Source organism: Streptomyces sp. NPDC050610 (assembly GCF_040654875.1).
In the GTDB taxonomy this organism is placed as follows: domain Bacteria; phylum Actinomycetota; class Actinomycetes; order Streptomycetales; family Streptomycetaceae; genus Streptomyces.
This window is the reverse complement of the sequence record NZ_JBFAIV010000044.1, coordinates 53,175-61,387: the sequence shown is the minus strand read 5'-3', so window position 1 is coordinate 61,387 and position 8,213 is coordinate 53,175. Positions and strand designations below refer to the sequence as shown.

Annotated in this window: 8 protein-coding genes; 5 read left to right on the top strand and 3 right to left on the bottom strand. The window is 73.5% G+C overall.

Annotated elements, in window-relative coordinates:
• Window positions 1-279 (top strand): ABC transporter ATP-binding protein (locus AB0I22_RS35215; protein ID WP_363135075.1); only part of this gene is annotated, 279 nt, incomplete at its 5' end.
• Window positions 276-2,081 (top strand): ABC transporter ATP-binding protein, encoded by a 1,806-nt coding sequence (locus tag AB0I22_RS35210; protein ID WP_363135074.1) that lies wholly within the window; start codon window positions 276-278, stop codon window positions 2,079-2,081. The genes AB0I22_RS35215 and AB0I22_RS35210, both read left to right, overlap by 4 nt.
• A gap of 52 nt (window positions 2,082-2,133) precedes the next feature.
• Here AB0I22_RS35210 and AB0I22_RS35205 read toward each other — a convergent pair whose 3' ends face one another.
• Window positions 2,134-2,934: a phenylalanine--tRNA ligase beta subunit-related protein gene (locus tag AB0I22_RS35205; RefSeq protein WP_363135073.1), complete on the bottom strand. Its 801-nt coding sequence runs from the start codon at window positions 2,932-2,934 to the stop codon at window positions 2,134-2,136.
• A gap of 237 nt (window positions 2,935-3,171) precedes the next feature.
• On the opposite strand from AB0I22_RS35205, the gene AB0I22_RS35200 reads away from it, so the two are divergent.
• Entirely contained in the window at window positions 3,172-4,161 is a 990-nt protein-coding gene (locus tag AB0I22_RS35200; RefSeq protein WP_363135072.1) for a CopD family protein, read from the top strand.
• 28 nt (window positions 4,162-4,189) lie between these two features.
• Here AB0I22_RS35200 and AB0I22_RS35195 read toward each other — a convergent pair whose 3' ends face one another.
• Window positions 4,190-5,383 (bottom strand): diaminopropionate ammonia-lyase, encoded by a 1,194-nt coding sequence (locus AB0I22_RS35195; protein ID WP_363135071.1) that lies wholly within the window; start codon window positions 5,381-5,383, stop codon window positions 4,190-4,192.
• 295 nt (window positions 5,384-5,678) lie between these two features.
• Here AB0I22_RS35195 and AB0I22_RS35190 point away from each other — a divergent pair, with 295 nt between their 5' ends.
• Both AB0I22_RS35190 and AB0I22_RS35185 read left to right on the top strand, forming a co-directional pair.
• Window positions 5,679-6,035, top strand: a complete 357-nt coding sequence (locus tag AB0I22_RS35190; protein ID WP_363135070.1) for a YciI family protein — start codon at window positions 5,679-5,681, stop codon at window positions 6,033-6,035.
• A gap of 152 nt (window positions 6,036-6,187) precedes the next feature.
• The gene (locus tag AB0I22_RS35185) at window positions 6,188-7,483 is read left to right on the top strand and encodes an RNA polymerase sigma factor (RefSeq protein WP_363135079.1); all 1,296 of its coding nucleotides are present in this window, start codon (window positions 6,188-6,190) and stop codon (window positions 7,481-7,483) included.
• A gap of 210 nt (window positions 7,484-7,693) precedes the next feature.
• Here the strand turns inward: AB0I22_RS35185 and AB0I22_RS35180 are convergent, their stop codons facing one another.
• Window positions 7,694-8,101 (bottom strand): RidA family protein, encoded by a 408-nt coding sequence (locus tag AB0I22_RS35180; protein ID WP_363135069.1) that lies wholly within the window; start codon window positions 8,099-8,101, stop codon window positions 7,694-7,696.
• Window positions 8,102-8,213 lie beyond the last annotated feature (112 nt).

Below are 8,213 nucleotides of genomic sequence, written 5' to 3'. Positions count from 1 at the left end.
CTGGTGCGCCGTCCGGAGATCTATCTTTTCGACGATTCGTTCTCGGCGCTGGACTACGCGACGGACGCCCGGCTGCGGGCGGCTCTGGCGCGGGACACGGAGCGGGCGACGGTGGTGATCGTCGCGCAGCGGGTGTCCACGATCCGTGACGCCGACCGCATCGTCGTCCTCGACGAAGGCCGCGTCGTAGGCACCGGCACGCACACCGAACTGATGGCCGGCAACGACACCTACCGGGAGATCGTGCTCTCCCAGCTCACCGAGCAGGAGGCAGCATGAGTACGGACCGCATACCCCCCGGCCGGCGCTCCATGGACTTCCTCGGCTCGGGCCGCCGGCTGCTCGGCATGCTGCGCCCCGAGCGCGGACCCGTGCTCGGCGTGCTGCTCCTCGGCCTCGGCGGCGTCGCCATGTCCGTACTGGGCCCCAAGCTGCTCGGCCACGCCACCGACCTCGTCCTGGCCGGGGTCTCCGGCGGCCGGGGCACGGACTTCGGCGCGGTGGGGCGGGTCCTGCTCGGCGCGCTCGGGCTCTTCGCCGCGGCGGCGCTCTTCGGCCTGCTCCAGGGGCGGCTGACGACGGTGATCGTGCAGCGCGTGACGTACCGGCTGCGCGCGGAGTCCGAGACCAAGCTGGCCCGGCTGCCGCTGAGCCACTTCGACGGGCAGCCGCGCGGCGAGATCCTCTCCCGCACCACCAACGACATCGACAACATCTCCCAGACCATGCAGCAGGCGCTGAGCCAGATCGTGACGTCGCTGCTGACCGTCGTCGGCGTGCTCGCCATGATGTTCTGGATCTCCCCGCTGCTCGCCCTCGTCGCGCTGGCCACCGTGCCCGCCTCCGCCGTCGTCGCCACCGTGATCGGGAAGCGGGCGCAGCCCCAGTTCGTACGGCAGTGGGCGACGACCGGGCAGCTCAACGCGCACATCGAGGAGATGTACACCGGGCACGCGCTGGTGAAGGTCTTCGGCCGGCAGGAGGAGGCCGTACGGACCTTCGACGAGCACAACGAGGCGCTGTACGCGTCGAGTTTCCGCGCCCAGTTCGTGTCCGGCCTGATGCAGCCCGCGATGATGTTCGTCGGCAACCTCACCTACGTACTGGTCGCGGTCATCGGCGGGCTCCGGGTGACGTCCGGCGCGATGACGATCGGCGACATCCAGGCGTTCGTGCAGTACGCCCGGCAGTTCGCGCAGCCCATCACCCAGGTCGCGGCCATGGCCAACCTGCTCCAGTCCGGCATCGCCTCCGCCGAACGGGTCTTCGCACTCCTCGACGCCGAGGAGCAGACCCCGGACGCCGCCGAACCGCTGCGCCCGGAGCACGTACGCGGGCAGGTCGCCTTCGAGCACGTCGCGTTCCGGTACGAGCCGAGGACGCCCCTCATCGACGACCTGTCGCTCACCGTCGAACCCGGGCAGACCGTCGCCGTCGTCGGCCCGACGGGCGCCGGCAAGTCCACCCTCGTCAACCTGCTGATGCGGTTCTACGAGGTGACCGGCGGGCGCATCACCCTGGACGGCGTCGACATCGCCCGGATGTCCCGCGAGGAGCTGCGCGGGCGGGTCGGCATGGTGCTCCAGGACACCTGGCTCTTCGGCGGCACCATCGCGGAGAACATCGCCTACGGCGCGGCGGGCGCGGACCGGGAGGCGGTCGTGGCGGCGGCGAAGGCCACCCACGCGGACCGGTTCATCCGCACCCTCCCCGACGGCTACGACACCGTGCTCGCCGAGGACGGCGAAGGGCTCAGCGCGGGCGAGAAGCAGCTGCTGACGATCGCCCGCGCCTGGCTCGCCGAATCCGTGATCCTCATCCTCGACGAGGCCACCAGCTCCGTCGACACCCGCACCGAACTCCTCATCCAGCGCGCCATGGCGCGGCTGCGCGCGGGCCGTACGAGCTTCGTGATCGCGCACCGCCTCTCCACGATCCGGGACGCCGACGTGATCCTGGTGATGGAGTCGGGCCGGATCGTGGAGCAGGGCTCGCACCGGACGCTGCTGGCGGCGGGCGGGGCGTACGCAGAGCTGTACGAGGCCCAGTTCGCGCGGCCGGGGGCGGAGTTGAGCGGTTGAGGCGAGGTGGGGCGCGGGGCGGGCGGGGTGCGGAGATGGCGGGGTGCGGGTGCTACGCCCCCGCGTCTCCCGCGTCTCCCGCGTCTCCCGCGTCTCCCGCGTCTCCCGCCGCGACGATCCTCGTGGCGAGGCGCACGCCGGGGCTGGATTCGGTCAGGGCCTCGCCGAGCGCGTCGCCCGCGGCGGTCAGGGCCGCGTCGTCCATGGGGCCGAGCGCGTCGAGGAGGAAGAAGGCGCGGGTGGTGTCGTGGGTGAGGCGGGTACGGACGCACTGCCGCCAGTTCCAGCGGCGGCAGGTGACACCCGCGTCGTCGCGCCACACGACCTCCCCGGGGGCGGGGTTCTCCACGACGCTCTCGCCCCCGGCGGCCGTCTCGAACTCCTCGGTACCGTCGGCCCGTACGAGCCGCGCCGGGCCCCAGTAGTGGTCGAGGTCCTCGCCGCCCAGCGGCACGACGTGCGCGACCGAGACCGCGTTGTAGATGTCGGTGAGCCGGTCCACGCGCGGCAGCCCGTCGGCGGCGCGGCGCAGCAGCGCCTCCGCGCTGGGCCGGGTCCGCTGCGGCTTCGCGCCGAAGGCGCGGAACGCCTCGCGCCAGGCCGCGAGGTGCGGGTGCTCCTCCACCGGCCCCTCGGCGAGCCACTTGCGCGCGGTCTCCTCGGCCGCCGTGAGCAGCCGTTCGCCGACGGCGTCGCTGGGCCCGGGGGTCAGCCCCTCGGCGGTGATCAGCAGGGCGCGGTAGTCGGGGCGCAGCGCCCGTACGGCGGGGTCGATCGCGGCGGCGGCGAGCCAGGCGGCGGTGTCGGAGTCGGTGTCGGTGTCGGTGTTCAGGGCGTCGGTCACTTCGTTCACGTCTTTCTTCGCGGTTTTCTGCGCAGGCGCGGGCGGTGGGTCTCCACGGTATGCGGGGAGCGTCGGCGGGCGACCACAGACGGGGGCCCGGCTGGAGGCCGCAGGCAGGGGCCCGGCCGGTGACCACAGGCGCGGGCCCGGCCGGTGGCTGCGGGCGGGGGATGCTTCGAACCCAGGTGGACCAGTGTGGCGCGCGCCGGTCTTGCCGGATTTGTACGCTCCGGAGACGATCGCCCGATGATGCTTCCGGGCTCTTCGGTCACCGACACACGCCGTCGGCGCGCGAGGCTGATCGCCGCGGTCGCCGCCCCCGCGGCGGCGTTCCTCGTCGTCTCGCTGCTGGGCGCCACGGCCGCCCTGTCCGGCACGAACGAGCTCACGGTGCCGGGCGCGGGAGTCACCACCATGCTGCGGGCGGTGCTGCTGGCCGCGTTCTCCCTCCAGTTGGGCGAAGCGGCCGCCAACCGGCTCACCCGTACGATCCCCGACGCGCCCGAACTCGCCCCGCGCAGCTGGGGGTTGACGGCGCCCGTCGCCGGGTTCGCGGCGGCGGCCGGGCAGATCGTCGTGCTCGCCGGGGACGGTTCCCTGGCCGCCGGGCTGACCAGCGGCGATCTCGTCGGCACGTACGCGACACGCCCCGGCGGACTGGCACTCCTGGAAGCCAACGGCTTCCTCTTCGCGGGCGCCTGCATCGCGCTGCGCCGCCCCGGCCTCGCCCCCGCCCCGCTGTCGCTGGTCGCCGTCGGGGAGGCACTGCGCGCACATCCCGAAGCCAACACCCCATTGCTCGGTTCGCTGCTGACGCTCATTCACCTCAGCGCGGCCGCACTGTGGGCGGGCGGGCTGGTGCACGTACTGCGCACGATGCGCCTGTGGCGGGGCCGGCCGGACGCCGCAAGGGCGCTGCTGCGCCGCTACGCCCGGCCCGCCGCCGCCCTCTTCGCCGCCCTGGCGGTGACGGGCACCTTCAGCACCCTGCGCCGGCTGCCGCTCGACGCGGTCCTGACGACGGCGTACGGGCGGGCACTGCTCGCCAAGCTGGCCCTGGTGGCGGTCGTGGGCGCCCTGGCCCTGGCCGCCCGGTTCCGCCTGCACCGCTCCTCGGACCCGGACTCCCCCGCCGGGCCCGTTCGCCCCGCCCGCGCGGAGGCGGTGGCCCTGGGCGCGGTGATCCTGGTCTCGGCGGTCATCACGGCCCTGCCGGTACCGGCGGCGAGCGGCTGACGCCCCCTGGACGCGTGCTTCCCACCCCTCACCCGCCGTGCGGATTGGCGGCGGTGCCCTCCGTACTCAGGGCGACGACGACAGACCCGGCCCCGACGCCCAAGGCCGCACGGCGGTCGGTGACTCCGGGGAGCGCCCCGGCTCCGTCGCTGGTGAGGGCCGCGCGCAGGCCCGCCAGGGAGGCGGCGCCGCAGGGGCCGGAGGAGACGCCGTGCGCGGCCAGCGCACCGGCCGCCGCGGCGCTGTCGGCGTCCGTCACGGTGACGGCCGCGTCCAGGCCGTCGCGCAGGAACGGCCAGGCGAGGCTGGAGGGGGTGCCGCAGTTCAGGCCGGCCATGGTCGTGTCGCCGGTCGCCACGGTGACCGGCCGCCGGGCCAGCAGGCTGTGCAGGACCCCCGCCGCGTTCTCGGGCTCCACCGACAGCAGCGCCGCGCCGCCCGCCGCCCGGCGGCTGCGGTAATGGGTGACGGCCGCCTGCGCGAGCGAGCCGACGCCGACGGGCACGGCGACGAGCCCGGGCGACCCGGCCCCCGCGGCGGTCAACTGGGCGTCGACCTCGGCGAACAGGGTGGAGTACCCCTCCGCGATCCAGCCGGGGATCTCCTCGTAACCGGGCCAGGCGGTGTCCTGGACGAGGACCGAGTCCGGCGCGGCGGCCGCCGCCTCCGCCGCGCGCACGGCGTCGTCGTAGACGCCCGGCACCTCCGTGACCCGCGCCCCCTCCCCCGCGATGGCGGCCACGGCGCCCGGGTGCACCCCGTGCGCCACGAAGACGTGGGCGTGGTGCCCGAGCAGCCGGGCGGTACGGGCCACCGCCCGGCCGTGATTCCCATCGGTGGCGGTGACCAGCCGTACCGATGCCCCGTCCCGACCACTGCCCTGAACCCCGTCCCGAACTCCGTCCCGGGCGGCGTCCGCCTCGCGCCGGGCCAGGACCCGGTGCACCGCCCAGGACGCGCCCAGCGCCTTGAACGCGGGCAGCCCCAGCCGCGCCGACTCGTCCTTGACGAAGAACCGGCCGACGCCCAGTTCGGCGGCGATCCCCGGGAGTTCGGTCAGCGGCGTGGGTGCGTAACCGGGCAGCGAGGCGTGGAAGGCCCGTACGTCGGCGGGCGCGGGCTCGCACGTCCAGGCGCGGGCGGCGGGACGCGCGTACCAGGAGGGCGGACGGGCGGACGGCGCGCGGAAGGGCGTACGGGCGGAGGCGGCGATCTCTGGCATGGGGCCAGCTTGCGATCCGGGCGCCCCATCGGTCCAGCAAATGTTTCCGGCCCAGGTTCGTCGGGCGAGCCGCCGGTGAGCTGACGGTGAGCCGGCGGCGGACGGAGCGACACTGGCACGAGGCGCCCCGAAGCGCCCTCCGAGGGCCCAAACCGCCTGTCCTCCACCGCCCCCGGAAAGTTTCTCGGAAGAATTCCGAAGAATTCTCGGCGGAGGTGTCGATCCCGGCGTCTCCCGTTCGACGCAAGGGTGAGAGGCGGGGAGAGTCCCCGCCCCTCCCGACCGAGGAGTCACCATGCCGCGCTACCTGACGATGATCCGCATCGACGAGCGGAACGCCCCCGCCGACGGCCCCAGCCCCGAGCTGCTGGAGCGGATGGGCGCGCTGCTGGAGGAGATCACCAAGGCCGGGGTCATGCTGGACACGGCCGGGCTCACGCCGACCGCCGAGGGCACCCGCGTCACCTGGTCCGGCGGCAAGATGAGCTGCACCGACGGGCCCTTCACGGAGAGCAAGGAAGTCATCGGCGGCTACTCCATCATCCAGGCCAAGGACAAGGCCGAGGCGGTGGAGTGGACCAAGCGGTTCCTGCTCACGCACGAGGACTACTGGACCATCACGGCTGAAGTCCGCGAGATCATGGAACCCTGACCCGGCCACGCCTGCTCGAACGCGCTTGCCCCGCCCTCGCGCGGCTGCTCTGATAAGTGCCCGTGACGGCAGCAGCGAGTACGAGCAGGACGACTGAGACGACTGAGACGACCGGGATCTCCAAGACAGCCGAGGCGGCCAAGACGGCCGAGGTGGTCAAGACGGCCGAGACGGCCAAGGCGGTCGAGACGGTCGAGACGGTGTTCAGGATCGAGTCCGCGCGGATCATCGCCGGTGCCGCCCGGATCGTACGGGACGTGGGCATCGCCGAGGAGTTGGCGCAGGACGCCCTGGTCGCCGCGTTGGAACAGTGGCCCGAGTCGGGCGTACCGGAGAAGCCGGGCGCCTGGCTCATGGCCACCGCCAAGCACCGCGCGATCGACCTCGTACGCCGCAAGGAGACGTACGCGCGCAAGCTGGCGGAGGTCGGGCGGGCGCTGACGGACGTACCGTCGCCGTACCCGGGAGACCTCGAAGGCACCGCGGACCCCTCCGACCCCTCCGACCCCTCGGACGCCGGGGCCATCGGTGACGATCTGCTGCGGCTGATCTTCACCGCGTGCCACCCCGTGCTGTCGACCGAGGCCCGGATCGCGCTCACCCTGCGGCTGTTGGGCGGGCTGACGACGCAGGAGATAGCCCGCGCCTTCCTGGCTCCGGAGCCGACCGTCGCCCAGCGCGTCGTCCGCGCGAAGCGCACCCTAGCCAAGGCCGGGGTCCCCTTCGAAGTGCCGGGCGCAGCCGAGCGGACGGCGCGGCTCTCCTCGGTCCTGGAGGTCATCTACCTCATTTTCAACGAGGGTTACTCCGCGACGGCCGGCGAGGACCTGGTGCGCCCGGCGCTGTGCGAGGACGCGCTCCGGCTCGCCCGCGTCCTCGCGGGCCTGATGCCCGGGGAGCCGGAGGCGCACGGTCTGGCCGCGCTCCTGGAGTTCCAGGCGTCGCGCATCGCGGCGCGTACGGGCCCGGACGGCGCCCCGGTGCTCCTCGCCGACCAGGACCGGTCCCGGTGGAACCGGATGCTCATCCGCCGCGGCATCGAGGCCCTGCACCGCGCGGGCCGCGGCCCGTACGCCGTCCAGGCCGCGATCGCCGCGTGCCACGCGCAGGCCGTCCGCTACGAGGACACGGACTGGGCGACGATCGCCGCACTGTACGGACGGCTGACGGCCCTGGCCCCGTCCCCGGTGGTGGAGCTGAACCGGGCCGTCGCCGTATCGATGTCCCAAGGCCCGGCGGCTGCCCTGCCCTTGGTCGACGCCCTGGCCGGCGAACCGGCCCTGAAGGGGTACCACCTCCTGCCGAGCGTCCGGGGCGACCTGCTGGCACGCCTGGGCCGCGGCGACGAGGCGCGTACGGAATTCGAGCGCGCGGCGTCCCTGACCCGCAACGCCCGTGAGAAGGCGCTCCTTCTGGAACGGGCCGCCGCCTTCCCGAATCCCGAATAGGGAGCCGGAGGGGAAGCCCGAGAGGGGGCCCTTGAGGGAGCCCTTGAGCGGCGTGCTCGGCGCACAGGCAGCCGACGCCCTTCCCGACCCGCTCCCGGCCCACCCACTCGGGATGCCGCTCGATCATCAGCGCCGCCCCTCGTCCACGATCGTCCGCTCGACGGCGGCGAAGTCCCGGCGGAGTCCCGGCGGAGCCACGTCTCGTCGCGTTCAGTCGATGACGGCGGTGGCTTCGACCTCGACCAGGTGCTCGGGTATGTGCAGCGCCGCGACGCCCAGCAACGTACTCGGCGCGGCCGGAACGACCCCCAGCTTCGCGGCGGCGCGCGAGACCCCCTCCATGAACAGGGGCAGCTTGTCGGGGGTCCAGTCGACGACGTACACGCTCAGCTTCACCACATCGGCGAACGAGGCCCCGGCCTCGGCCAGCGCCGTGCCGACGTTGAGGTAGCTCTGTTCGACCTGAGCGACGAGGTCGCCCGCGCCGACCGTGACCCCGTCGGCGTCCCAGGAGACCTGCCCCGCGGTGTGGACCAGCTTCGAACCGGTCGCGATCGACACCTGCTGGTAGGCGGGGATCTTCGGCAACCCGTCGGGGTTCATCAAGGCGACGGCCATGCCGCTCACTTCCATCCGGTCTCTCGTAGTTACTGGCGAACCGTAAGAGAGTCCGCGCTGACGTGGAAGAACGCACTTTTCCGTGGCTGGGGGACCTCATGGTCACCGAGCA

Coding starts and splice junctions, on each gene's coding strand:
- AB0I22_RS35180 (WP_363135069.1), bottom strand. CDS start 8,101: ATGGCCGTCGCCTTGATGAACCCCGACGGGTTGCCGAAGATCCCCGCC.
- AB0I22_RS35210 (WP_363135074.1), top strand. CDS start 276: ATGAGTACGGACCGCATACCCCCCGGCCGGCGCTCCATGGACTTCCTC.
- AB0I22_RS35190 (WP_363135070.1), top strand. CDS start 5,679: ATGCCGCGCTACCTGACGATGATCCGCATCGACGAGCGGAACGCCCCC.
- AB0I22_RS35200 (WP_363135072.1), top strand. CDS start 3,172: ATGATGCTTCCGGGCTCTTCGGTCACCGACACACGCCGTCGGCGCGCG.
- AB0I22_RS35195 (WP_363135071.1), bottom strand. CDS start 5,383: ATGCCAGAGATCGCCGCCTCCGCCCGTACGCCCTTCCGCGCGCCGTCC.